The sequence below is a fragment of the Candidatus Margulisiibacteriota bacterium genome (assembly GCA_028715625.1).
GTDB lineage: Bacteria > Margulisbacteria > Riflemargulisbacteria > GWF2-35-9 > GWF2-35-9 > JAQURL01.
Window position 1 is genome coordinate 1 of the sequence record JAQURL010000004.1, and the last position, 23,998, is coordinate 23,998.

The following is a 23,998-nucleotide window of genomic DNA, read 5'->3' on the forward strand; positions in this document are numbered from 1 at the left end:
ATTATGTAAAAAAAATAATAAAAAGTATTATCTGGCTTTAAATATTTTTGCTCATAATGAAGATATCAGAGAACTGGAAACTATTTTACCCAAACTGAAAAAGCTGGATATAGATGCTTTTATTGTATCTGACCCCGGTTTTATTCAAATTTTGAGACAGCAGATTCCTGAAGTCCAGATACATCTTTCTACCCAAAGTAATGTGCTGAATTATGAAAGTGTCAGATTTTGGAAAGAGCAGGGAGTCAGCCGAATCATTTTAGCTCGGGAGCTTTCCAAAACAGAACTGGTGATGATTAGAAAAGAGAATCCGGAAACCGAGCTGGAAATGTTTGTCCATGGGGCAATGTGTATGGCATATTCCGGCCGCTGCAACCTGAGCCTTTACCTGTTGGGTAGGGATGCCAACAAGGGAAATTGCGCTCATGTGTGCCGCTGGAAATATGAACTGCTGAAGAATAATTCCAACCAGGAAATATTAATGGAAGAGCAGGACAGGGGAGTTTACATCCTGAACTCCAAAGATTTGAATTTAGCGGCAAGAATACCAGAAATAATAAGTATGGGTATTGATTCGTTGAAAATTGAGGGCAGGAACAAAACCTCATATTATATTGCCAGTATAACCAGAGTTTACCGTAATATAATAGATAAAACATGGAAAAAGATAAAAGACACAAAAGTACGAAAGACTTACCTGGATGAGCTGAATAAAGTATCGCACAGAGAATATACCACTGGATTTTTTTCAAGTTCTGACAAGGATTTATTTAATTTCAAAAGTTCAGAGTATATAAAAGATTATAAAATGGTCGGCATGATAGAAAGTTATGAAAAACATCAACTTGTCATAAATGTACGGGATGAAATAAAATGTGGAGACGAAATTGAGATAATTTTTCCTGATATAATTGATGATCAGGTCATTGAAATAAAAAAAATATTAAATACATCAACAGGCAAGGAACTTAAGGCAGCGCATAATGGATATCGGATAATGGTGCCCGTTAACAACAAGGCGGGATTAATACATAACCTGATTATAAGAAAGAAAAATGAGTAACCAGAAAACCATCCGGAATTTTTCAATAATCGCCCACATCGACCATGGCAAATCAACCCTGGCCGATCGTTTGCTGGAGATGACCCACACAATTTCAGCCAGAGATATGAAAGCGCAGGTGCTGGATACGCTGGATCTTGAACAGGAAAGAGGAATAACCATAAAGCTGCAGCCTGCCCGTATGATGTATAAAGCCAAGAACGGGCACAACTATATGCTGAATTTAATAGATACACCGGGCCATGTTGATTTTACCTACGAGGTATCCAGAAGTTTGGCTGCCTGCGAAGGAGCGCTTCTTGTGGTTGATGCTTCACAGGGAATCGAGGCTCAGACAATGGCTAATATTTTTTTAGCCCTGGAAAATAATCTGCATATTATTCCTGTAATAAATAAAATAGATCTGCCCTCTGCTGATATAGAAAAAACAAAACGTGAAATAGAAGCGATATTAGGAAAAACCATGATGCTGGAAGTGAGCGCGAAAACAGGACTTGGTATAGAGAGCGTACTGGAAGCGATTGTCATCGAAGTCCCGGCACCTTCCGGAAAGGAGCAGGCACCCTTAAAGGCGCTGATATTTGATTCCATGTTTGACGCTTATCGCGGAGTAATTGTTATGGTCAGAGTATTTGACGGAGAGATTTTCCCCGGTCAAAAAATCAAGTTTATGAAAGCTGGAGCCAGCTATGAGGTGCTGGAAGTAGGGTGCTTTAAGCCCCAAAAAGTAAAAACCAACAAACTTTCTACGGGCGAAGTAGGATATATTGTTGCCAACATCAGAAAAATTTCCGATATCCGTATAGGTGATACTGTTACAGAATTGAACAATGAAACAGCAGATCATCTGCCTGGCTATAAAGAACCAAAACCCATGGTTTTTTCCGGTCTATATCCCGTTGACAGCGATAACTACCCATTACTGCGGGAAGCCTTGGAAAAACTAAAACTAAACGATTCCTCGCTGCACTATGAACCGGAAACATCAAAAGCTCTAGGTTTTGGATTTCGTTGCGGGTTTTTAGGCCTGCTGCACCTGGAAATTGTTAAAGAGCGTTTATTCAGGGAATTTAATGTAAACCTTATAGCTACTATTCCGGGCGTTGTTTATAGAATACTTTTATCTGATGATGAAATATTGTTAATTGATAATCCGTCCAAGTTCCCGGACAGAGGCAGGATTCAAAGCATTGAAGAACCAGTAGTCAAAGCAACCATTCTTTTACCATCAGATTATGTGGGGTCAATTATGGATTTGTGTAACAAACGCAGAGGTAAAATGCTTAACATGGAATATTTGGCTGAGACCAGAGTGCTGCTTTATTATCAACTTCCCTTAAATGAAATTCTGGTAGATTTTTTTAATCAGCTGAAAGCACTGAGCAAAGGATATGCTTCACTGGACTATGAATTTTCCGGCTACCAGGAGTCTGATATGGTAAAAGTGGATATACTGCTTAATCATGACGTTGTCGACGCTTTTTCATTCATCACCCATAAAGACAACGCCTATGCCAAAGGTCGTGATATGGTGAATAAACTGAAGGAATTTATCCCCAAACAAATGTTTGAAATACCTATTCAGGCCTCTATAGGCAGTAAAGTTATCGCCAGAGAAACAATTAAAGCCATGAGAAAGAACGTTACAGCCAAATGCTATGGAGGGGACATTACCAGAAAAAGAAAATTGTTGGAAAAACAAAAAGAAGGCAAAAAGAAAATGAAGAGCATCGGTCGGGTAGAAATCCCGGAAGAAGCATTTTTATCCATATTGACCATAGAAAATGACTAGTGGGCATTGCTTTATATATTCACATACCTTTTTGTACCAGAAAATGCGGTTACTGTAGCTTTTTTTCGATATCCCACAATTTTGAGCTTGAAAACAAATATTGTACAAGCCTGGTCCAGGAAATACGTGGTTATGAAGCGCAAAACATTAATATAGATACCATCTATTTCGGTGGGGGCAATCCGGCCTTGCTTAATCCCGGGCATCTGAAAATTATTCTGGAAGTTATCAGGGAGAGTTTTATTTTTGAACAAAAACCGGAGATTACCCTAGAAGCCAATGTGGAAAATCTTGAAGAAAAAAAGTTGGACTCATACAAAAAAATGGGTATTAATCGCTTGAGCGTAGGCATTCAATCTTTTGATGCTGAAAAATTAAAAATTCTTGGTCGGCACAGAACAGTTGAGCCCTACGCTATTTTGAATAAAGTTTTAGCAGAATTTAACAATGTCAGCCTGGACCTGATTTATGCGATCCCCAGTCAAACCGCCGAGGATGTTGCTGCTGATATTAACTCAATTCCTGAGCAAGTAAAACATGTTTCCTATTACTCGCTGATGTTGGAAAAAGGTACAGAACTGTACTCCCGCTACAAAAAAGGAACCATCAAATTGCTTTCAGAAAACGAGGAATTGAAAATGCAACAGACAATAATAAAAGAATTAAAAATAAGAAAACTCAGTCGTTATGAAATATCCAACTTTGCTTTAAAAGGTTATGAATCCAGGCATAACCTGCATTACTGGCGCTATGATGAGTATCTCGGGGTAGGCGCAGGCGCTGTTTCAACCTTAAATCATACCAGGCTTGAAAATGTCCGGGATATACAAAAATATATAAACGGCCAAAGACTACTTAAAAAATATAAGCTCAATACAAAGACAAGGGAGAAAGAATTTCTTATGATGAATTTGCGTCTGATAAAAGGATTTGAATTGCAGCAATACGGTGACAACTTTCAGGCGAACTTCAAAATAAAATACAAAAAATTTATAAACAAATATTTTAAATATCTAAGTTTAAGCAAGGAAAAACTTGCTTTTAACAGTAAAGGTTTAAATATATACAACTTGTTAATGTCAGAACTTTTTATAGAAGTATAAGTCAAATTTTGTTTAAGGTAAGTTGTACAGTTTGACCATCATTGCCGTATAAAACCAGAGAGTAATCATCACCGCTGGACGAAGAATATGTGATTTTACCCTTAACATCGCTGTTGCTATAAGCATTTTTGTAATAAGGATTAATTGGACAGGAATTCAGGTGTTCACTGTTTTTCAGAACAATATAGAGGTCGGAAGCCGTTAATTGTCCTACGGGATAAATATTGTTATCAACGTAATAATTTTCCAGCGAAGACTGAAAAGTTTTTAAATTTATTTCCGAGGTGATTTGATAACTTTTTGTTTGTACCTTCTTAATATTGGGAATTACCAAAGTTCCCAGCAATGCCATAATTGACAGAGCAATTAACAGTTCGATGAGCGAGAATCCTTTACGCATATTTTGCCTCCTTTTATGTGTTTACGTTAATATAGTATAATAATATTTATAAAACGTCAACACGAGAATTTGTGTCTGAGTTGTATTTATTTAAAAAATTGAATACAATAAAAACAAATGGATAACACCAGATTAAATATTCTTATTGCCAGCACCTTGGTCTTAACTGTTATATATTCTTTTAAGCTGGCTTTCAACGGATTATTCTTGCTTAGATAAAACTACGGAGGCTTCCTTGAAAAACCTAATCAGAAAGGCCTTTTTTTTGGTGGGCTTAGGAATATATACCTTTGCTGATTTCGGGGGATTATCTTTAAGTGACCTGGATTCAGGCGGAGGCACAATATCCCTTATTTCTAACGGAGGAGCCAATGTTTTAAACCTCAATATTGCTAAAAACTTTAAATTTGGGGAATTTAATATTGAAATGGGCTTAAACCTTGTTACGCCTGAGGATAAAAGACCTGCCGGCCTTAACCTGATTGAATTTCGTCATGCCGAATATGATAATAAAACAATAGGGCTGCGCTACGGATTACTCAACAATGTGACCTTGGGCTATGGACTGATTATGGATACCTATGACAGTTCTCCCGGCATTACTTATTTTGACGGTTCAAAGGCCGGAATAAAAGCCTACACCAAGCTTTATAAACCCGTATGTGTTTATGCGGTGGCAACCAATAAAAGATTATATGGTATACGACTGTCTTATGACATTGCCTATATGCCTGGCATTAACAAAAGTCTTGTGATTGGAGTTACATCAGTTAGCGACCAGGGTGGGGTAAAGTCAGGTAGTGCGCTTATCAATCAGAATGTTTCAGGATATAGTTTTGATGCCGGGTTTAATCTGGTGCAGGATTTGATAGATGTATTTTTAGAGTATGGCACACTTTCTAATAACAGCAATGGCATTACCACTGGATTAAAATATTACCTAAATGAAAATTTTACCGTGAAGACAGAATTCAGATCTTATGGAAACAATTTTGTGCCGGGTTTGTTTAATTCGACCTATGAAAAAGCACCTGTTGACCTTAACATATACAGCTCGGGCCCGGTGACTGGTGTTTTTGCAGGGTTTGAAGCCAGATTACTTCCGTTGGGAATTATTAACGCCGGTTATAGCCTGTATCAGGATAAAGCCCCTGCTTTAAAAGCTGCCGTTGCCTTTAGGGAGTTCATGGGTTATACGGGTGTGATAAACTACGAAAAGCTGGTATTCTCAGGAGCCCCGTATGTTGTTACCGCAGTTGTTTCCTATAAAATTAATATACTTACCTCCGCACAGATGAGCATAGAAAAAATTGGCGATAATGATGCAACATATTCTCTTGCTTATAAATTAAATTTTTAGTCATGAAAAAAGATTACAAACAAAATATTTATAAAAAAAATTATAAAAAGGTTCACCTGAAACCAGGCACCATGGTTTATCCCTTGCCGGCGGCTATTATATCTTGCGGCATATTACCCAGAGAATATAACATTCTTACCATTTCCTGGATAGGAACCATTTGCTCTGAACCGCCAATGTTGTCGATTTCCGTAAGGCCTGTCCGATATTCTTATGATATTATTAAAAAAAATAAAGAGTTTGTTGTAAATCTACCGGACTCAAAAATGGCCAGAACAGTAGATCTTTGCGGAGTAAGATCAGGAAGGGATATCAATAAATGGGAAGTACTCAAATTGAAGCCCTGTTCTTCAAAAATTATTAAAACACCCCAGATTGAGAATTGTCCGGTCAGTATTGAATGCATGGTTAAGCAAATAATACCCTTGGGCAGCCATGATTGTTTTATAGCGGAAGTCGTAAACGTTTCCGTGCATGCCTATCTGGTTAACAAAAACGGTTATTGTGATTTGGAAAAGGCTGATTTGTTGTGCTATATGCACGGAGCTTATCATGATTTGGGAAAAACTATAGGAAGGTTTGGATACTCTGTGAAAAAATCTTAAGGTTTTTCCAGAATATTAGTCTCTTTGGTTTTAATTTTATCTTTGTTTAAATAAAAATAATCATGTTGATATTCTAACAGGTCTTTTTCTTTAACAAATTCGTCCCTGATACGTTTACAAACCTTCAGTTTTAAGTTCAGGACTTTTTCTTGAGTATAATGCTCCGCTTTACCCAGATTGGCCATCTGTGTTTCCAGTTGTGTGCGGATCTCATCCATGATTTTTAGTTCTTTTTTTATTTTTTTTCCTGACCCACCCAGAATGCAGATCATTTCCGAATTATATTCGTTTTCTTCGTATAGCAGCTCGTTTTCTTCCTCAGCCCCTTTTAAAGCCTTTCTTTGCATTTTTTGAAGCTCAGGAATAGTAACTCCTATGTTGGTAAGTAATTGTCCCAAAAACGCAGATTTAAGCTCGGCAAATTTGGCTACGATAAAATTGTGGGATTTGGACTGTAAAAAATTTTTCAGATATTTATCTATAAGGATTTCTTTTCTGTCTTCCAAAGATATTTTGTACCCTAATTTGTGGGCAATAATCTGAGCAGACAGTGTTTTATCAAATTTTCTGATGCTGCTTATGGTTACGTGATCAACATCCAGCAAAGGATTAGCTTGCATCTCATTATCCTTGGATTTTGTGATATTCCAGCGGATTCCTGATTGGGCTACTGTTTTAACAGCCTCATGATGCCGGTCATGCTCTGCAGCTTTTTGGTAGCCCTCCAGCTGATTGGCCTTCATCTGTTTTTGTACATCTAATGGTGTAACTTTGTTTAAGTTCATGATTTTATAGTTGAAAAACTATTCGATATTACTGAGTAATTAACTTGGAAACCTCTTCTTCTATCTTTTTTAAGTAATCAAAAGTGGAAACAAGTGTTCGGTTAACGTCCTGAATTTGCTGTAATTTCGTATTAATTAAAAAAATCGCACCCGGTGTGTTTTTATCTGGAATCAACTCACCGTCAATAGTCATTGAGTCTGAGCTGCTATCCGTCATATCTTTGGTGATTTGATCTATTTTTTTCTGCAGGTCCTGCATAAATGTTTTTCTATCACCGAGAAAATATTTTTCATTTTTATTTGTAGCTATTAGCGATTGCTTGGAATCATTTATTGAAAATATGTTTTCAGAATCTATCTGGACCATTTTTTCACCCCTCTTACTTAGTGATTATCGACAAAAATTGCAGGAAGTATGTATTTATATTTCTTAATGTATTTGAAAACGTTAACAATAAAAATAAGGATATTTTCGCCAGCGCAGGGCTTCCATGGTCTTCTGTAACGTTTTTATTGAAATTGGAGCGGGCAAAAATTCGCTGATTTTTTGTTGGATTTGTCCATCAGCATTTTTTAATTTTTTTAAGAAATCTTTTTTATTGTTTGCGAGAAGCTTGGTTTTGTTCTGCAAAAGAGATTGTTTGTTCTGTAAGAGTTTCTCAATTACCCCTTGTTGCTTAGGGTTTAAGTCCAACTCCTGAAAAAATTTTTCAGGATGATAAAATATTTTACGCAAATACTCATCTGAATTGCTTTTTTGATAACTTTCAGAGATATTTTCTGAAAACAGATATCTGTTTGCGCTTACACAGCCGAAAGCAGGTGGCGTTACTTTCAACTCCTGCTTCATGTATTCATCGGTAAAACTGTCATATTTACAACCACCCAGCCCGTGAATAAAGAAATCGCAGCAAAAAAGACGAAGCAGTAAAGACACCATAAATGCGCGAGGAACAATCAGATAATTTTCGGGCAGATATTTAATGTATAAGTGAATTTGGTCGCCTGGAAGTTCACAGATTTTTTCTCGGAAATTGAAAAAAATAAAATTATTTTTATTTCGTTTAATATAAAGTGGTAACCGGGCTTTAGTGGTTTTATCGACGACCCAGAAGGGTGTCTCAAACCTGTCCTGCTGGATATTTAGTCCAGGAAAGGGTTCAGCAGGATTTTTTAGATGATTTTTGCTCTTAAATTTTTGCAGCAAAACGTTATAGGATCTGGCAAAAATTTGATTATGTAAAAAGAAATAACCGAAAATTGCTTGTACCTCTTTAATTTGACAAATAATACTCAAGGGGATCTCCAAAAAGCTTGTTTGTTCCAGATATCGCCGGATAAGTGTGTTAGCCAAAACAATACTTTTTCCTGCAAAAACTTGATAATAATCACTAGCTGCTTGAAATTTATCCGGCAGCTTGATATTGAAGCCCTGTAAATTTTGATAAACATCACCGAATAGCCTGCTGATAGTGTTTTTAGATTTCAATTTTTGAAACATAAAAAGACCTCGCGCTGTTAATGAGGCGGTTTTAATCATAACCTGACCCTCTTTGGTTTTAACAGGAAAATATAAAAGCCCTCCATCGCCGGCATCAGTATCAATAATTATATTTATGCCCGTGAAGGCTTGTTCTGTTACCATTTGTTGCAGGAAAACATTTTTTTCCAAAATACCGCAATGATAAATTTCAGGTTGATGACCTGTAGCAACCACGGTTTCATCCTGAACCGGGCTAATATCCTTTAAGGGCAATCCGCAAGATTGCCCGGTAATATTCAACTCTTTTGTATATTGATAAGCATTTTGCAATAATTGTATTCTTAAGGAATTTTTTTCCTTGGAAGATAAAATTAAAGCGGTATCTCTCAGGGATTTTTTATTTTCCTGAATTAATTTGTTCCACAAATTGTATTCAGGATTACAAATAGTTTCTTTTAACGTATCAGGCATTCAACAGGCTTTCAGGCGTATGAAGCTGAATGTGTTCTTTGCAAACAAACGGTTCGCCAAAAGACTGCCGTATTTGTTTGCCCCAATAAGCATTTTCCAGTTTTACCGATTCGAAAACATGAATATTTTTTTTATTGGCAACAAACTGAGAAACATAACTATTTAATGCTTTAATTTTAGTTTCCATAAATTCGCTTATATTAAAAATGAAAGAAGGTTCAGTTTTAAGCCGCATATGCAAAGTAAGATAATGAAATATTTTTTTCGGGTAATAAGGCGTGTTAGGCATATCGGTTTTAGAAAGCTTGGCATAGAATCTAGCTGCCTGGCAAAGCTTTGCAGCTTCCAGATGATCCGGATGGCCGTCATCCCAATATGGAATAAATAATATCTTTGGTTTATATTGCCGGATAACAGATGCTACCTTTTTGCGGTTTTCTACAGAGTCTGTAATTTCTCTGTTTATCAGGTCCAGGGTAATTCTTTTCTCAATTTTTAGTATCTTGGCGGATTTTTGTGCTTCCTTCATTCTTTTCGTGTGAGTACCCTCAGGCGTCGGTTCGCCATCGGAAAGATCAAGAAGTACAACTTTATAGCCGGCATTGGTAAAAGCAGCTATGGTTCCGCCCATACCTATTTCAATGTCATCAGGATGTGCACCTATAGCCATTATATCGATTTCCATTTTTTGACCTCCTTTTCAATTGTTTGCAAATAATAACGCAAACGCGCATCAGGATCATCCAGGATCTTTCCAAACGAACGTTCGGCATGGAAATATAGCCTGGGCACGGGTAACTCTGTCAGCTCGAGCTTAAGAAAAGCAACCTGGACCAGCAGCTGAAGAGGCAAGGCATAGCCTTTTTCAGTTAATTTCAATTTTTTTAAGCTGTTAATACTATAAGCTTTAAATCCGCAAAAAGCATCGGTTATTTTTGTCGCTAGAACCTTGTTTAAAGCCTGGGTGACGATTTTGTTTATCCTGAAGCGGTCTTCAGGAGCGTCAAGATTTTGAGTATACTCTTTTAGGTAACGGCTTCCGGAAACAATATCAGCAGTTACAGAGTTTTTTATGAAAGCGGGGATTTGGGACGGTTCATGTTGCGCATCGCAATCCATTGTTATAGCCAGATTGTACCCGTTAACTATAGCGTAATTAAATCCATCAATCAAAGATTTTCCATAACCCTGGTTTTTTTTGTGTTTAATCATCATTATATCTTTGCGGTTTAGTGCCTCTACAACACACCTGGAAAGGTCTGTTGAGCCGTCATCTATTAGTAAAATGTCGTCGCAATAATATTTTATTATTTCATTCAAAACAGGTTTTATTGTTTTTTCTTCATTAAAAAAGGGAATAATCAGCAGATTTTTAGTCATTTCAGATATTATTCCATTTAATATAATAAAAAGAAAACAGGTAGCCATACTTCAGATAAAGAAGAAAATTTTTTCTTTTCCAGGCGCCACTACTGATAATAGCTGCTTTTTCTTTGATCCACCAATATAGTGCTGTTTTTTGCAGAAGGCTAAGATGTTCCGCGTGTTGCTTTAATAATTTTCGCATGGAGTAGATACGAAAACGGTCCATACCCCAATATTTTCGTGATAGCTGATCTGCATGACCACCCTTTTTTACGATTAGTTTTTTTGGATAGAGATAAATAGGATAGAATAAACTGATCCTTAACCACAGGTCATAATCCTCGACAACTGGTAGTCTGGTATCAAAGCAGCCAACTTTATCGAGAACTTCCTTTTTAATCATAACCGCTGAAGGAGAAACAATACAAAGGGGCAGACTGTCAAAGAAAATATTCCCGCTGTGTTTGGTGTGTTTTTTCATATGATTGACTCTTTTTCCATTACGGATCCAGGTTTCATCAGTTTGGCAAACAGCAACTTTTTTCTGCTCCATAAAAGCTAGTTGTTCTTCTAATTTTGTTTTTATCCACAGATCGTCGCTATCTATAAACGCTATATATTTGCCTCTAGCCTTGGAAATTCCAAGGTTTCGTGCGCTGGAAACCCCTTTGTTCGGTTGTGTAAAACAGTAAATTTTCTGTGGATAACTCTGCTTAAAAAAATCAACAATATTGACCGAGCGGTCAATAGAGCCGTCATTGATAATCAACAGCTCAAAGTCCTGAAAGCTTTGAATTAAGATGGATTCAATGGTTTCCTTTAAAAATTGCTCTCTGTTAAATATCGGAAGAATAATAGAAATGAGTGGTTTTTTCCTGTTGTTTATAACTTGTGGATAGCTTTTAGCCATAGACTGCTAGTTCCAGGGGAATTCAACCCATATATCACGATTCAGTTTATGGCCCGTAAAATCAACGTTAATGTTGCTTTTACCTTTGTCTATAAGTACAGCCCAGTAGGATTTTTCAGCAATTTGTGCCAATAAATCTTTTAATAAGTAATAAGTAGACCCTGTATCCAGAATATCGTCGACAACCAGAACATGGTTCAGCTTTATTTCTTTAGGATAATAAAGAATTTTAGGGCTTATCAGTTTTTTGTCGGAATACAGCTGAGTATTTATTATATAAAGTTTTTTTATTGAAAGCTGATATGCCAAAAACCCTGAAAGAGAAAGTCCTCCCCGGGCTATGCCGATAATAGAATCAATCGGCACCTTGCTTTCTATAATTTCTCGATAAATTTTTCGGGATAATTTGTCAAAATCTTCCCAGCTGAGTTTGTTTGTTTCAGTTAACATATTAATTTATTTATCCAGGCTCTTATTATAGAATAGTTATTATAATGAAAAAAGCAAACTATTACCATTCATATCCCGGAAAAAAGGTACAGTGCCTGCTGTGCCCTAACAAATGTATGATCAGCCCTGATAAAAAAGGTTTTTGTGATATAAGACAAAATAAAAACGGGGTGCTTTATAACAGTATATATAATGCTTATTCATCTATAGCGGTAGATCCTATTGAAAAAAAACCTTTATATCATTTTTATCCGGGTAGTCAAATCCTTTCCCTGGGTTCAATAGGCTGTAATTTTAAATGCAGGCATTGCCAGAATTGGCAGATATCGCAACCTGGACGTAATTCTGTTAAAAGAGAAATGCAGTGCATAGAACCTGAAGAAATTTTAAATATGACCACAAAATATTATCTTGATATGGTAGCTTTTACCTATAATGAACCCAATATTAATTTTGAAACAATTTTCGAAGCAGCAAAATTATTAAAAAATAATGACAAAAAAGTAGTTTCGGTTACCAACGGATATGTCTGCCTTGAGCCTCTGGCCGAATTAATGCCCTATATCGATGCTTATAGCATAGACTTGAAAGCATTTACAGATAAGGCGTATACAAAACTAACAGGAGTAAATGCAAAAGAAAATGTTCAACAGGTTATCGATTTTTTGGTAAAAAAAGAAAAACATATTGAACTTGTATGGAATCTGGTTACAGACATTAATACTGATCTGGGACAAATAGAAGAGGCATTTGACTGGGTGGCTAGCCTGAGTAAATATATTCCGTTTCACATAACAGTTTTTTTCCCGAATTTGGATTTTGCTGACAAAATGCCGGTTCCGGGAGATGTGGTATCAGCCGCTACCTGCCTGGCTAAGGAAAAAGGGCTTAAATATGTGTACAGCTCCAGTTCTGAAGATACATTATGCCCGAATTGTAATTTTTATCTGATAAAACGAAGACATTTTCAGATAATCGAAAATAATACTGCAGGGAAGATCTGTAAAAATTGCCACAAGGTTATTCCCTGGTTTATAAATTAAATGGCGCGGACAACAAATATTATAATCGCGATTGACGGGCCGGCGGCTTCAGGAAAAAGTACAGTAGCTGCTCTTCTGGCCAAAAAAATGGGTATTACCTATTTAAACTCCGGACAGATGTATAGAGCAATTACCTATAAATGTCTGGCGAACAAGATTTCCTTTTCTGATATTGATAAAATAGTGGAGATTACTAAAAATACTTCTTTTTCCATTTCCGCAAACATGCTGTTGATTGATGGAAAAAACTATAAAAAACAGGTTAGCTTGCCTGAGGTTGAAAACAATGTATCTATTGTAGCCAAAATACCGGAAGTTAGGGATATATTAATCAAAAAACAAAGAGAAATTGCCAGAAATAAAAGTATTATCATGGACGGCAGGGATATCGGGACGATTGTCTTTCCGGACGCTACTTATAAATTCTACCTGGATGCGTCTATAGAAACTAGGGCCGAAAGAAGATGTAAAGAGCTGGCTCAAAAATTTCCGGACCAGTTATTTAGTTTAAAAAAAATAATAAACGAAATCAAAGACAGAGACAATATTGATATGCAAAGAAATGTTTCTCCCTTAAAACAGGCCAAAGATGCAATATTAGTAGACACAACACGATTAAGCATAGAAGAAATGATGATTCAATTATATAATACAATAAAACTTGGGAAAGAAAAAAACCATGAACATGCTTAAAAAGAAAATGACCAGGCTAAGAAACTATTTTTTCACAGGACTCTTTGTCATTCTTCCTACAATAGTGACAATTTGGATAGTTGTTTTTATTTTCAAACTGTTTGGCGCGCCGGTTGGTAAGTTTTTGAATGTTTTATTTTTTGCAAAAGGTTTGGACAAGGCGAGCGAGGTTATCCTCGGTTTTTTAATAGCAGTAAGCCTGATTTCCCTGATTGGATATCTGGCTAATATTACCTTTTTAAAACGTATTGCAAACAGCATTGAGGAGTACTTACACAAAATACCCCTTATAAACATGATTTATCCAGCAGTTAAAAAAATGATTAAGGCAATAACCACTGATAACAAAACTTTCCAGAGGGTTGTGTTAATAGAATATCCCAGAAAAGGGTTATATTCGCTATGTTTTGTCACAAAAGAAGTATTTCCTAATGTATTAAACGAAAGTGAAAATGAAAAAAGGCTTGTTTCAGTTTTTGTACCGACAACCCCGAACCCTACGTCAGGATTCATCTTATTGGTTCCCAGAAATGAAATCAAGTCTGTAGACATCTCTGTAGAAGATGGTATTAAAATGATTGTTTCAGCAGGCTTTGTATCACCAGATGAAGTCTGATAAATTTAATTTTACCAACGAAATTCTTAACTTGCTTTTTCTTATAACCGCTGGTTTGTCTGCAAGTTTTGGCTTGAAAAGTTTTTTGATCCCCAATAAATTCCTGGATGGTGGAGTAACAGGGATTTCGCTTTTGATATATTTTTTAACCAAAATGGACCTGGTGCTGCTGATTGCGGTTATTAACATACCCTTTATAATTTTAGGATATATTTTAATCTCCAGAGGTTTTGCTCTCAGGACTTTATTGGCAATTATCATTTTAGACGGCTGTCTGCTTTTTATAAGATATCCCATTATAACTTCAGATAAATTTTTGGTCGCTATTTTCGGAGGTATTTTTTTGGGCGGTGGAGTTGGTCTGGCAATACGTGGTAGCTGTGTGATAGATGGCACAGAGGTTCTGGCTCTTTTAATCAGCCTAAAAACCCGCTGGATGGTAGGTAGCGTAATATTGTTTCTAAATATTTTAATTTTTAGTCTTGCCGCCTTGCTTGTTAATATTGAAACAGCCCTTTATGCCATGCTGACATATTTTGTAGCATCTAAAACTGTAGATTTTATAGTACATGGAATTGAAGAGTATACAGGAGTGACCATTATTTCAGATTGTAGCGACCAGATCAGACGTCATATAATTGATACAATGCAAAGAGGGGTTACTTTGTATAAAGGAAAAAGAGGCCTTAATGATAAGGAATTTGATATCATCTATACGGTTATTACCAGGTTGGAAATACCCAAGCTTATTTATCAGATTACCCAGATTGACCAAAATGCTTTTATTATTCAGCAAAGTATCAGCGATACCCAGGGGGGCCTCATCAAGTCACGGCCTATAATAACAAAACAGGTCCGACAAAAAGGTAGCTGAATATCCCGGAAGCCTTTAAACATATATCCAGTACAAACAAATAATGTTTAAAAATTTTTAAATTGGGCATAAATAAAATATGAATATAGATAGCAATATAAGCAGTATTCTTAATAAATACACAAGCACTCAAAATTCAATAAATTATAAAGAAACGTCGGTTGAGAATAAAGCTGAAAACAAACAGGAACAACAGACTGTAAAAGTAGAAGTTCAGCATGTTGCCATTCTTCAGGAGCAAAAGCCGATAGAAAAGCCACGTGAAAATGAAGATGTGGTTTATGCAAAAATGGCTGAAACAGATACAAAAACAGAACGACATAGAGTTGTAGAAACTGCACTTCGTGAGGAAGCCGCCAGAAATGCGCAAGCCAGCAGAGCAGGTGAAATGGAAGCGCAAAAGCAAAGCCAGAAAGAAACTTCTTTACATGCCTATCAGGAAGTAGCAAACCGAACAATCAGTGCAAAAGAAGGCGGAGTAGTTGGTCAAGCCTGGAACGCCTGAAAAGTTATTCAAGAAATTCCCAAAATTTATGATTATGATATAATTGAAACGCTATGCGTATTCACTATCTTCAACATGTGCCCTTTGAAGACCTGGCAGCGATTAAACCCTGGGCAGAGAGTAAGGAAATAGTCCTAAGCCGAACCTGCCTGTTTGACGGAGAGCCTTTCCCGGATGTTAATGATATTGATGGTTTGATAATTGTTGGCGGACCTATGGGGGTGTATGAAGAAAATAAGTATCCCTGGATGCATGAGGAAAAAAAATACATAGAAACAGCCATTAAAAAAGATAAAAAAGTTTTAGGCATTTGCCTCGGGGCCCAACTAATTGCCAATGTTCTTGGAGCTAAAGTTTATAAAAATAAATATAAAGAAATAGGTTGGTTTGACATAAAACTTACAGGACAGGCTAAAACCTCGAAGCTTTTTAAAAGTTTTCCTGATACGTTTAAGGTTTTTCAATGGCATGGGGATACTTTTGATACTCCTACTGGAGTAAAAAATCTGGCTAGTTCCATAGCCTGTAAGAATCAGGCCTTCGAGTATAACAGAGGGCAAGTTGCGGCGCTTCAATTTCATATTGAGTCATCAACTGGCAGCATTAAATATTTATTACAAAATTGTAATGATGAACTTATAAAGGACAGCTATATTCAGTCCTCTAAAGAAATTCAGGCTGGAATAAATTATATAAAAGAAAACAACCGCTTAATGACTGAATTTTTAACACACCTTTTAATAGAACCTTAATAATGGTAGAACTGCTTGCTCCTGCCAAAAACCTGGAATGCGGAATAGCAGCAATTAATTACGGAGCCGATGCTGTATATATAGGCGGTCCTGATTTCAGCGCACGCAGTCAGGCAAGCAATTCTATTGCTGATATCCGCAGGCTTGTTCTTCATGCGCATCAATATTGGGCCAAGGTTTATGTAGCTTTGAATACACTGTTAACGGATAATGAAATATCAATTGCTGGAAAACTTATTCGGGAATTATATGAAGCAGAAATAGATGCGCTGATTATACAGGATATAGGTTTACTGGAAAGCGATTTACCACCAATTCCTCTTTTTGCCAGCAGCCAAATGACTAATATGACTACAGAAAAAGTACAATTTCTACAAAAGGCAGGTTTCAAAAGAGTTATTCTGGAAAGAGCATTAAGTCTGGAAGAAATAAAAGAAATCAGAAGAAAAACAACAGTAGATCTGGAATGTTTTGTGCATGGTTCTTTATGTGTGGCTTATGGCGGATTTTGTAATTTAAGCTATATTCAGGGCAAAAGAAGTGCTAACAAGGGTAATTGTGCCCAACCGTGTCGTAAAAGATACGATCTTTATGATGAAAACGGATTGGTCTTAGGCAGCAAGAATTTTCTGAGCCTGAAAGATTTGAACCTATCCGAATCTTTAGAACAACTGATGGACGCGGGTATATCTTCATTTAAGGTTGAAGGTAGACTTAAGGATGTAAATTATATTAAAAATATCATCTATTATTACAGAAAAAAAATAGACAAATTGAAATCCGCAACAAAAGTTTCCAGCGGATTCTTCTATGAACGCCCATCAAAATTATCCTTTGAGGTTAATCCGGAAAAAACATTTAACAGGGGCTATACATCTTATTTTTTTAAAACCAGACAAAAGATGGCTTCACTTGATAGCCCCAAGTCGTTAGGGGAAGAAATAGGGAAAATAACCGGAATAACACAGAGATATATTGAGCTGAATAAATCGGCTGAACTAAATCCGGGTGATGGAATATGTTTCTTTGATCGGGAGAATAAGCTGGTGGGAACCTATATAAACAAAGTTGAGAATAATAAAGTTTTTTTAGACAAGCACCTCGACAGGGCAAAACGAGGAATACTGATATACAGAAATTTCGACAAACAGTTTAATCAGTGGCTGAAGAGAGATCCCATTCAGAGAAAAATTAAGATCCACTTTTTATGTTTCCAGACGAAAAACGATTATTCTATTAGTGTTTTTGACGAAGATGGGATTTCGGTGACCAGATGCATTGCCAGGAAAGAACAAGGAAATAGTACTGCTGGAGACTTAAAAGAAAGGTTCAAGCGCGGGTTACAAAAATGTGGCGGAACTCTATTTTACTGCGTAAACGTTAAAGTTGATTCGCCGGAGCTGCCTGATTTATCTTTGAGTGAGATAAATCTGATCCGCAGGCAACTATTGGATTTGTTGGGGAAAGAAAGGATAAAATTTTTTCAACGTGTGATAAATTACCCGGAAACAGAACAAAATTTTTCACTAAAATTTGATATTAACCGGGCCGAGAATGTGAGCAACGAGAAAGCTGAACTATATTATAAACGTCACGGAGTTGAAAAAACTTATAAAGCCATTGAAAACCTGACAGAGCAGGATGAAAGAAGCTTAATGACCACAAAATATTGTATTAAATACGAGCTGGATTTATGTCCTAAGAAATCTAAAATAAAACAAAACTCAAAAAATTTTTATATCAGAGATGAAAAAGGAAGAGATTTTTTGTTGTCTTTTGATTGTGATAAATGTGAAATGCAGGTTAGGCAGAAAAGTTAAAAAGTCATCCCATAACGTTCGCTGAAAAGTTTCTGAATAAACTGATCATTTGTTTTGACCCGATCTACAAAAGCTACAACCTCCTGAGGCAGTTCTTTTTTATCCATTTTATCGTAGATTTCCATGAGTTTATTAAAGGGCATTGTTTGCAGTTCGCCAAGATTGTATCCCTGTTTTTCCAGCGCTTTTTTGACAGCGCCCAAATGAGAGTTGTTTATTTCTGGCATATAAGACATATCAAAGGCTGACATGATTTATGTATATAATTCCCTGATTATTCATAATACAAACATGTTTAATTATTGATATTTTTGGGAAAAGTATAATCTAAATGTAGTAAAGACTGGAAAAAACTGATGAAAAACAATAAAATGTAACATTAAAGAAGCGGGGGAAATTCAAGAGGAAAATGGATAAAGACAGCAGAAGAATATATGATAAACTTGTTTTAAAAGCGGGAGACCTTTTACCCTTACCGATTACAATTCATGAATTGATAAAAATAACCAATAATCCTAATGTCAGTAGCAGGGACATAGGAAAAGTAATCGAAAAGGACCAGGCCATGACCTCACGCGTTTTAAGGTTGGCAAATTCAGTGTATTACGGTTTTACTCAAAGGATCAGAACGATTTCTCACGCCATTGTTTGTCTGGGATTCAGCAAAGTTAAAAGCCTTGCTTTGACCGTTTCAACTTATGAAATATTAAATGCAGCTTTGGAAAAATACGCCATGAAAGAGGGCGCTTTATTTAATCACAGCATAGCGGTAGCTATCGGCGCCAGCACGATAGCAGAAAAAACTGGAATAAAAGACACAGAAGAAGCATACGTTATCGGCCTTTTACATGATATCGGGAAAATGGTTATTGACCAGAATTTGCATAAAGATGAGGTGACACCTGTCTGGGAACTGTATAAACAGGGTACTATGAAGTTTCATCAGGCTGAAAAGGAAGTGCTGGGTTTTGATCACGCTGATGTCGGGTCGGAAGTAGCCAGACGCTGGAATTTTCCTAACGAACTTTGTAACGCCATAGGATATCATCACTCCCCCCTGAGCGCTCCCGGGGACATAAGGACTGCATATATTGTAAACCTGGCTGATGGCCTGGCTAAAACAATGATTGATTGCAAAGGTATGTCCGAAGAGCAGGATGTCAGCCTGGAAATAGAAGGAATATTTAAAGAAAAGAACCTGGAAAAACTCGGTTTGGTAAAAGAAAAAGTATTGGATATAAGAAATATTATTGCACAAAAAGTAGAAAAAGTTTTGGCAGAATTTAAAAATTAGGCATAGGAAATATTATGAGTCAAACAATAGATATTGAAACACTAAACAACCTACCGGCAGCAGAGTTAGTAAAAATCATTATTGATTTGCAGCAACATATACAGGAAAAGGATAATATTGAGGAAGAAATAGAAAAAAACTATCATTTGCAAAATACTATCAGCTCTATATTGCAGGCATTTCTGGGCAATATGTCATTGGAACAACAACTGAAATACGTACTGGAACTGATCATATCGCTACCCTGGTTTGATATTCTTATTAAAGGCTCAATTTATCTGATGGACGAAGAAAAACAGGAATTATTTTTATATACTTATCATAATCTGCCTGAAGAAATTGTCAGAAATTGCGGACGTATAGCATTGGATAAAGGATTCTGCGGATTAGCAGCAACAAAAGGAGAAATTCTTTATTCTGACCCCCAGACAAACAAACAACTTTGTCTCAATAATTGTAAAGGTGAGAATGACCAATGCCAGTATTGTATTCCTATCATGAATATAAACAAAACCATGGGAATTATTAATATTTATGTAAAAAAAGAACATCAGGAGTCTCAGGATGCCAAGGATTTTTTCAGCATTGTAGCCAATATTGTGGCTGGTATTATTGATCATAAAAAAACAGAAAAAGAACTGGAAAAGCACCGTAATAATCTTGAGGATATTGTAAAACTGCGCACAGAAGAACTTTCCGAGGCAAATATAAATTTAATGGAAGCGATACAAAAGGTTGAAAAGGCCAGCAAACTGAAAAGTGAATTTTTGGCTAATATGTCCCACGAAATAAGAACGCCGATAAATGGCATTTTGGGAATGACCGAACTTCTAAAAAAGGAACCTTTCAATGAAGAACAGAAAGAGAAATTAAGGATTATATCGATCTCCACCAACGCTTTGCTGGACTTGGTTAATGATATTCTGGATTTGTCCAAGATTGAAGCAGGCAGGCTGGAGCTGGAAAGTATTCCTTTTAATATTAACAATTTGATAGAAGAAAAACTAAAGATGTTTCAGTACACTGCCAAAAACAAAGGGCTGGAACTTATGCATCAAATTCAGGATTCTATACCCGAGTTTGTAAAAGGTGACCCGGCAAGAATACAGCAAATAGTGATAAACCTGGTGAACAATGCTATAAAATTTACAAAAGAGGGCGGCATAACGATTACCGTTAATATTTTGGAGGAAAACAACAATTCACTTGTGCTTATTTTTTCGGTTAAAGATACCGGTATAGGTATTGAGTCTGATAAAACCGAGGTTATATTTGACAGTTTCAGACAAGCTGATGGTTCGCATTCCAGACAATTCGGCGGAACAGGACTAGGGTTGGCTATATGTAAACAACTTGTAACCTTAATGAAAGGCAGAATTTGGGTTGAAAGCAAGGTTAATGAGGGCAGTGAGTTTAAATTTACTGTCGAATTCACTAAATTGTCCCCTACAGAATTAAATGAACTTAAAACCGAAATAAAAGCCAATGAAGAAGTACAGAAAAAAATAAGACCTTTAAAAATATTGCTGGCTGAAGATTATATAATCAATCAAAAAGTAGCTATAGGGCTTTTAAGTATTAATAATCACAAGGTTACACTTGCCAATAATGGTAAGGAAGCTGTGGACTGGTATAAAAAAGAACGGTTCGATATAGTATTAATGGATATACAGATGCCCGAGATGGATGGTATGCAGGCCACGACTATTATCCGAGAACTGGAAAAGCAAAACAATCACAGAACGCCGATTATTGCCTTAACAGCGCACGCAATTGCCGGTGACAGGGAAAAATATATGGAAAGTGGCATGGATGATTATCTAACCAAACCTATAAATAGCGAGCATATGGAGCAAATGCTGCAAAAACACACAGCATTTATTTCTGACCAGGAACTGGAAGTAAATAAAAAACCACAGCAACCCCCGGTTATTATGGAACAACCAAAAGTAATAATTGAAGCGCCTCTTGATATAGAACAATCAATCAGAGAATTTAAGGGTAACGCAGAATTAGTGCATGCCATACTTGATGAATTTTTGAGCAAGATTATTGAAAATCAGATTGTACTGATAAAAGAAGCAATTGATACTGGTAATTACGAAACTATCAGGGCGGAAGCCCACTCCATAAAAGGAGGAACTGCCAATATTAAAGCTAATTTTCTATCATTAGCAGCGAAAGAACTGGAGTTTGCCGCTAAAGACAGCAACCTGGAAAATTGTAAAAATTTTTTCGAGAAGCTATTATATGAAAAAGATAGATTAAAGAATTACTACTACCAGGAGGTAAAAAATGAAAGTAATGATAATCGATGATGACCTTATAAGCCGCAAGAAGTTGATGGAAATATTAAAACCACGCGGTGAATGTGAGGAGTATGAGAGAGGAGATGTAGCGCTTGTAGCTTTTGAAAAAGCCGTTAAAAATAAAGAATATTATAGTTTGGTTACTATTGATATAAACATGCCTCACTTGAGCGGAATATCAGTACTTCATAAAATACGTGACATAGAAGATGAGTACAAGTTGTCAAAAGATAAAAAAGTCAAAATAATGATGGTAACCTCCAGTAATGAAAAAGAAAAAGTTAGCGATGCGATGGAAATGGGATGTGATGATTATATCTTAAAGCCATTTGATGAAGAAGTTATTTTGGAAAGACTCGAAATAAACAACTATATGACAGGGTGGGAAAAGAATAAAAGGCTGAAGATCATGGTTGTTGATGATGAAATGATCAGCCGCAAAAAACTGGTGGAGTCGTTTAAAGATTATGGTGACAGCGATGAATTTGAAAAAGGTACGGACGCAATACAGGTTTTTAGAAAATCAGTTGAGGACAAAAAAAAATATGACTTGATAACAATTGATATTAATATGCCAGATATAGATGGCATATCGATCCTGCATAAAATTAGAGCAATTGAAATAGAACAGAAAATTCCGCAGCAACAACAGACAAAGGTAATAATGGTTACTTCAAATACTGATAAAAGCAAGTTTTATGAGGCCTTGTCGTTGCGTTGCGATGACTATATATTAAAGCCTTTCAATGAAAATTTAATTTCAGACAGAATGAAAACTTATGATATTGAAGAATAGCCAAGAAAAGGGGGAATAATATATGTTAATAATGGTAATAGATGATGAATTGATCAGTCGCAAAAAACTTGCGGAGATATTAAAACCATTCGGAGAGTGTATGGAATTCGACCGGGGGGATGTAGCCCTGGTGGCATATGAAAAGGCACGCAAGGAATATAAACAAATAGACCTTGTAACCATAGATATTTCCATGCCTTATTTGAATGGTTTATCCGTATTGCATAAAATCAGAGACATCGAAACTGAACTGGGTGTCCCCAAAGAATTAAAGGCTAAAGTAATAATGGTGACCTCAGAAAATGATCGCAACAAATTTATGGATGCAATGCAGCAAGGTTGTGATGATTACATTTTAAAACCTTTTGATGAAAACAATATTTTGGAACGCTTGAAAAGCCATAATATTTTACCCAAAACATAAGATTAGTGGTATCAATGAAGGCATTACGATTTATTCTGGGAATATTTTTTCTCCAAAGCATTATTTATTGCGCGGTTTTAGCGCCAGATAAAAGTTTGTTTCCGGATAGATTTTCGGTGTTCGGTAATAAAATTGTGGACAGCCGCCAGCAGGAGGTTGTTTTTCGTGGAATTTCAGCCATGGACCCAATTTATCACTATTTTAACGGGGATGATATTGTTTGGGGTGAAGATTATTATAACCGGATAAAGGATTGGGGTGCTGATATTATTCGTTTACCGATTCACCCATATTACTGGAGAGAATATGGCAAAGAGAAGTGTCTGCAAATATTGGATAAAGTTATTGACTGGGCTGAAAAAAATAAAGTTTATGTTTATATAGACTTTCACTCTATCGGCTTTCCGCCGGCAGAAGACTATGATGGCAATTTCGACGGCATATATCTGACTTCAGTTGATGAAACGAGTGGTTTCTGGGAAACAATTGCGGAAAAATATAAGAACAATCCTGTAGTTGCTTTTTACGAAATATTTAACGAGCCGGTATATGCAGGATTTTGTTTCAGTGAAGACGGCAGGTCTACACCAGCTGATTGGCTAGCCTGGAAACAAGTGGCTGAGGATTTGACAAAAATAATCAGAAGACATGATGAGCATAAGCCGATTATTATTGGGGGAATGTATTGGGCATATGATTTATCGCAAGCTTTAAAAGACCCTTTAAGTGATAAAAACATAATTTATGCGGCTCATCCTTATCCTGGCAGCAGTCAGTATAAAAGCTGGGATGATGCTTTCGGTAAAATCAAAGAAAAATACCCGGTTTTTGTGACAGAATTCGGGTTTGAGCGGGAAGGGCAGAAGGCAGAGAATACATACACCGGGCGCGGTCGTTACAGGGATGATATTTATAATTACCTGGAAAGCAGGAAAATAAGCTGGACTGCCTGGTGTTTTTCCGATAAATGGTCCCCATCATTATTAAAAGATAAAAATTATAATCCTACGGAAGCCGGAGAGTTTTTCAGAGCGCAACTACGTCGTTGATATCTAAACCAAATCAACTCGTTTTTGTACTATCAG

At 36.4% G+C, this 23,998-nt stretch carries 26 protein-coding genes; 17 read left to right on the plus strand and 9 right to left on the minus strand.

Going from position 1 to position 23,998, the window contains the following annotated elements:
• The 3 genes from PHV30_01330 to hemW all read left to right on the plus strand — a co-directional run.
• Positions 1–1,063: U32 family peptidase C-terminal domain-containing protein (locus tag PHV30_01330; protein MDD5455654.1), on the plus strand; the 1,063-nt coding region annotated here is incomplete at its 5' end.
• Complete coding sequence (lepA, locus tag PHV30_01335; GenBank protein ID MDD5455655.1) at positions 1,056–2,855, plus strand: translation elongation factor 4; 1,800 nt, start codon at positions 1,056–1,058, stop codon at positions 2,853–2,855. The genes PHV30_01330 and lepA, both read left to right, overlap by 8 nt.
• Complete coding sequence (gene hemW / locus PHV30_01340) at positions 2,855–3,958, plus strand: radical SAM family heme chaperone HemW (GenBank protein MDD5455656.1); 1,104 nt, start codon at positions 2,855–2,857, stop codon at positions 3,956–3,958. The genes lepA and hemW overlap by 1 nt, the downstream gene beginning before the upstream one ends.
• A gap of 1 nt (position 3,959) precedes the next feature.
• Here hemW and PHV30_01345 read toward each other — a convergent pair whose 3' ends face one another.
• On the minus strand, positions 3,960–4,358 hold the full coding sequence (locus tag PHV30_01345) for a type II secretion system protein (GenBank protein ID MDD5455657.1): 399 nt from the start codon (positions 4,356–4,358) through the stop codon (positions 3,960–3,962).
• 235 nt (positions 4,359–4,593) lie between these two features.
• On the opposite strand from PHV30_01345, the gene PHV30_01350 reads away from it, so the two are divergent.
• Together PHV30_01350 and PHV30_01355 are read left to right on the plus strand one after the other, a co-directional pair.
• Positions 4,594–5,718, plus strand: a complete 1,125-nt coding sequence (locus PHV30_01350; protein MDD5455658.1) for a hypothetical protein — start codon at positions 4,594–4,596, stop codon at positions 5,716–5,718.
• Positions 5,719–5,720: 2 nt separating this feature from the next.
• On the plus strand, positions 5,721–6,323 hold the full coding sequence (locus PHV30_01355) for a flavin reductase family protein (GenBank protein MDD5455659.1): 603 nt from the start codon (positions 5,721–5,723) through the stop codon (positions 6,321–6,323).
• Here the strand turns inward: PHV30_01355 and PHV30_01360 are convergent.
• From PHV30_01360 to PHV30_01390, 7 genes are all read right to left on the minus strand, one after another.
• Complete coding sequence (locus PHV30_01360) at positions 6,320–7,108, minus strand: hypothetical protein (GenBank protein MDD5455660.1); 789 nt, start codon at positions 7,106–7,108, stop codon at positions 6,320–6,322. The two genes, PHV30_01355 and PHV30_01360, sit on opposite strands and share 4 nt — an antisense overlap.
• A gap of 28 nt (positions 7,109–7,136) precedes the next feature.
• Positions 7,137–7,475, minus strand: a complete 339-nt coding sequence (locus PHV30_01365; protein ID MDD5455661.1) for a hypothetical protein — start codon at positions 7,473–7,475, stop codon at positions 7,137–7,139.
• An 81-nt stretch (positions 7,476–7,556) separates the two neighbouring features.
• Complete coding sequence (locus tag PHV30_01370; GenBank protein ID MDD5455662.1) at positions 7,557–9,062, minus strand: hypothetical protein; 1,506 nt, start codon at positions 9,060–9,062, stop codon at positions 7,557–7,559.
• The gene (bshB1, locus tag PHV30_01375; GenBank protein ID MDD5455663.1) at positions 9,055–9,747 is read right to left on the minus strand and encodes a bacillithiol biosynthesis deacetylase BshB1; all 693 of its coding nucleotides are present in this window, start codon (positions 9,745–9,747) and stop codon (positions 9,055–9,057) included. The genes PHV30_01370 and bshB1 overlap by 8 nt, the downstream gene beginning before the upstream one ends.
• A complete protein-coding gene (locus PHV30_01380) occupies positions 9,732–10,442 on the minus strand; it encodes a glycosyltransferase family 2 protein (GenBank protein MDD5455664.1) in 711 nt (236 codons plus the stop codon). Before PHV30_01380 ends, bshB1 begins: the two co-directional genes overlap by 16 nt.
• Before the next feature lies 1 nt (position 10,443).
• Entirely contained in the window at positions 10,444–11,337 is an 894-nt protein-coding gene (locus tag PHV30_01385; GenBank protein MDD5455665.1) for a glycosyltransferase, read from the minus strand.
• Positions 11,338–11,343: 6 nt separating this feature from the next.
• Complete coding sequence (locus PHV30_01390; protein MDD5455666.1) at positions 11,344–11,787, minus strand: phosphoribosyltransferase family protein; 444 nt, start codon at positions 11,785–11,787, stop codon at positions 11,344–11,346.
• A gap of 44 nt (positions 11,788–11,831) precedes the next feature.
• Between PHV30_01390 and amrS the strand changes: the two genes are divergently transcribed.
• The 7 genes from amrS (at position 11,832) to PHV30_01425 (ending at position 18,090) form a co-directional block, all read left to right on the plus strand.
• Complete coding sequence (gene amrS / locus PHV30_01395) at positions 11,832–12,830, plus strand: AmmeMemoRadiSam system radical SAM enzyme (GenBank protein MDD5455667.1); 999 nt, start codon at positions 11,832–11,834, stop codon at positions 12,828–12,830.
• Entirely contained in the window at positions 12,831–13,523 is a 693-nt protein-coding gene (gene cmk, locus PHV30_01400; GenBank protein MDD5455668.1) for a (d)CMP kinase, read from the plus strand.
• On the plus strand, positions 13,510–14,139 hold the full coding sequence (locus PHV30_01405; protein MDD5455669.1) for a DUF502 domain-containing protein: 630 nt from the start codon (positions 13,510–13,512) through the stop codon (positions 14,137–14,139). Before cmk ends, PHV30_01405 begins: the two co-directional genes overlap by 14 nt.
• Complete coding sequence (locus tag PHV30_01410; protein ID MDD5455670.1) at positions 14,129–15,013, plus strand: YitT family protein; 885 nt, start codon at positions 14,129–14,131, stop codon at positions 15,011–15,013. The genes PHV30_01405 and PHV30_01410 overlap by 11 nt, the downstream gene beginning before the upstream one ends.
• Before the next feature lie 79 nt (positions 15,014–15,092).
• A complete protein-coding gene (locus PHV30_01415) occupies positions 15,093–15,518 on the plus strand; it encodes a hypothetical protein (GenBank protein MDD5455671.1) in 426 nt (141 codons plus the stop codon).
• Positions 15,519–15,571: 53 nt separating this feature from the next.
• Positions 15,572–16,270: a type 1 glutamine amidotransferase gene (locus tag PHV30_01420; GenBank protein ID MDD5455672.1), complete on the plus strand. Its 699-nt coding sequence runs from the start codon at positions 15,572–15,574 to the stop codon at positions 16,268–16,270.
• Positions 16,271–16,272: 2 nt separating this feature from the next.
• A complete protein-coding gene (locus PHV30_01425) occupies positions 16,273–18,090 on the plus strand; it encodes a U32 family peptidase (protein MDD5455673.1) in 1,818 nt (605 codons plus the stop codon).
• On the opposite strand, the gene PHV30_01430 is transcribed toward PHV30_01425, so the two are convergent.
• On the minus strand, positions 18,087–18,341 hold the full coding sequence (locus PHV30_01430) for a hypothetical protein (GenBank protein MDD5455674.1): 255 nt from the start codon (positions 18,339–18,341) through the stop codon (positions 18,087–18,089). The two genes, PHV30_01425 and PHV30_01430, sit on opposite strands and share 4 nt — an antisense overlap.
• Before the next feature lie 158 nt (positions 18,342–18,499).
• On the opposite strand from PHV30_01430, the gene PHV30_01435 reads away from it, so the two are divergent.
• The 5 genes from PHV30_01435 to PHV30_01455 are packed head-to-tail and all read left to right on the plus strand — an operon-like array spanning position 18,500 to position 23,962.
• Positions 18,500–19,384, plus strand: a complete 885-nt coding sequence (locus PHV30_01435; GenBank protein ID MDD5455675.1) for an HDOD domain-containing protein — start codon at positions 18,500–18,502, stop codon at positions 19,382–19,384.
• A gap of 14 nt (positions 19,385–19,398) precedes the next feature.
• Positions 19,399–21,702, plus strand: a complete 2,304-nt coding sequence (locus PHV30_01440; protein ID MDD5455676.1) for an ATP-binding protein — start codon at positions 19,399–19,401, stop codon at positions 21,700–21,702.
• On the plus strand, positions 21,680–22,489 hold the full coding sequence (locus PHV30_01445) for a response regulator (GenBank protein MDD5455677.1): 810 nt from the start codon (positions 21,680–21,682) through the stop codon (positions 22,487–22,489). Before PHV30_01440 ends, PHV30_01445 begins: the two co-directional genes overlap by 23 nt.
• A gap of 22 nt (positions 22,490–22,511) precedes the next feature.
• The gene (locus tag PHV30_01450; protein ID MDD5455678.1) at positions 22,512–22,913 is read left to right on the plus strand and encodes a response regulator; all 402 of its coding nucleotides are present in this window, start codon (positions 22,512–22,514) and stop codon (positions 22,911–22,913) included.
• Positions 22,914–22,927: 14 nt separating this feature from the next.
• The gene (locus PHV30_01455) at positions 22,928–23,962 is read left to right on the plus strand and encodes a glycoside hydrolase family 5 protein (protein ID MDD5455679.1); all 1,035 of its coding nucleotides are present in this window, start codon (positions 22,928–22,930) and stop codon (positions 23,960–23,962) included.
• Positions 23,963–23,998 lie beyond the last annotated feature (36 nt).

Coding starts and splice junctions, on each gene's coding strand:
- lepA (MDD5455655.1), top strand. CDS start 1,056: ATGAGTAACCAGAAAACCATCCGGAATTTTTCAATAATCGCCCACATC.
- PHV30_01345 (MDD5455657.1), bottom strand. CDS start 4,358: ATGCGTAAAGGATTCTCGCTCATCGAACTGTTAATTGCTCTGTCAATT.
- PHV30_01355 (MDD5455659.1), top strand. CDS start 5,721: ATGAAAAAAGATTACAAACAAAATATTTATAAAAAAAATTATAAAAAG.
- PHV30_01360 (MDD5455660.1), bottom strand. CDS start 7,108: ATGAACTTAAACAAAGTTACACCATTAGATGTACAAAAACAGATGAAG.
- PHV30_01365 (MDD5455661.1), bottom strand. CDS start 7,475: ATGGTCCAGATAGATTCTGAAAACATATTTTCAATAAATGATTCCAAG.
- PHV30_01370 (MDD5455662.1), bottom strand. CDS start 9,062: ATGCCTGATACGTTAAAAGAAACTATTTGTAATCCTGAATACAATTTG.
- bshB1 (MDD5455663.1), bottom strand. CDS start 9,747: ATGGAAATCGATATAATGGCTATAGGTGCACATCCTGATGACATTGAA.
- PHV30_01380 (MDD5455664.1), bottom strand. CDS start 10,442: ATGACTAAAAATCTGCTGATTATTCCCTTTTTTAATGAAGAAAAAACA.
- PHV30_01385 (MDD5455665.1), bottom strand. CDS start 11,337: ATGGCTAAAAGCTATCCACAAGTTATAAACAACAGGAAAAAACCACTC.
- PHV30_01390 (MDD5455666.1), bottom strand. CDS start 11,787: ATGTTAACTGAAACAAACAAACTCAGCTGGGAAGATTTTGACAAATTA.
- amrS (MDD5455667.1), top strand. CDS start 11,832: ATGAAAAAAGCAAACTATTACCATTCATATCCCGGAAAAAAGGTACAG.
- cmk (MDD5455668.1), top strand. CDS start 12,831: ATGGCGCGGACAACAAATATTATAATCGCGATTGACGGGCCGGCGGCT.
- PHV30_01405 (MDD5455669.1), top strand. CDS start 13,510: ATGAACATGCTTAAAAAGAAAATGACCAGGCTAAGAAACTATTTTTTC.
- PHV30_01410 (MDD5455670.1), top strand. CDS start 14,129: ATGAAGTCTGATAAATTTAATTTTACCAACGAAATTCTTAACTTGCTT.
- PHV30_01415 (MDD5455671.1), top strand. CDS start 15,093: ATGAATATAGATAGCAATATAAGCAGTATTCTTAATAAATACACAAGC.
- PHV30_01420 (MDD5455672.1), top strand. CDS start 15,572: ATGCGTATTCACTATCTTCAACATGTGCCCTTTGAAGACCTGGCAGCG.
- PHV30_01425 (MDD5455673.1), top strand. CDS start 16,273: ATGGTAGAACTGCTTGCTCCTGCCAAAAACCTGGAATGCGGAATAGCA.
- PHV30_01430 (MDD5455674.1), bottom strand. CDS start 18,341: ATGTCAGCCTTTGATATGTCTTATATGCCAGAAATAAACAACTCTCAT.
- PHV30_01435 (MDD5455675.1), top strand. CDS start 18,500: ATGGATAAAGACAGCAGAAGAATATATGATAAACTTGTTTTAAAAGCG.
- PHV30_01440 (MDD5455676.1), top strand. CDS start 19,399: ATGAGTCAAACAATAGATATTGAAACACTAAACAACCTACCGGCAGCA.
- PHV30_01445 (MDD5455677.1), top strand. CDS start 21,680: ATGAAAGTAATGATAATCGATGATGACCTTATAAGCCGCAAGAAGTTG.
- PHV30_01450 (MDD5455678.1), top strand. CDS start 22,512: ATGTTAATAATGGTAATAGATGATGAATTGATCAGTCGCAAAAAACTT.
- PHV30_01455 (MDD5455679.1), top strand. CDS start 22,928: ATGAAGGCATTACGATTTATTCTGGGAATATTTTTTCTCCAAAGCATT.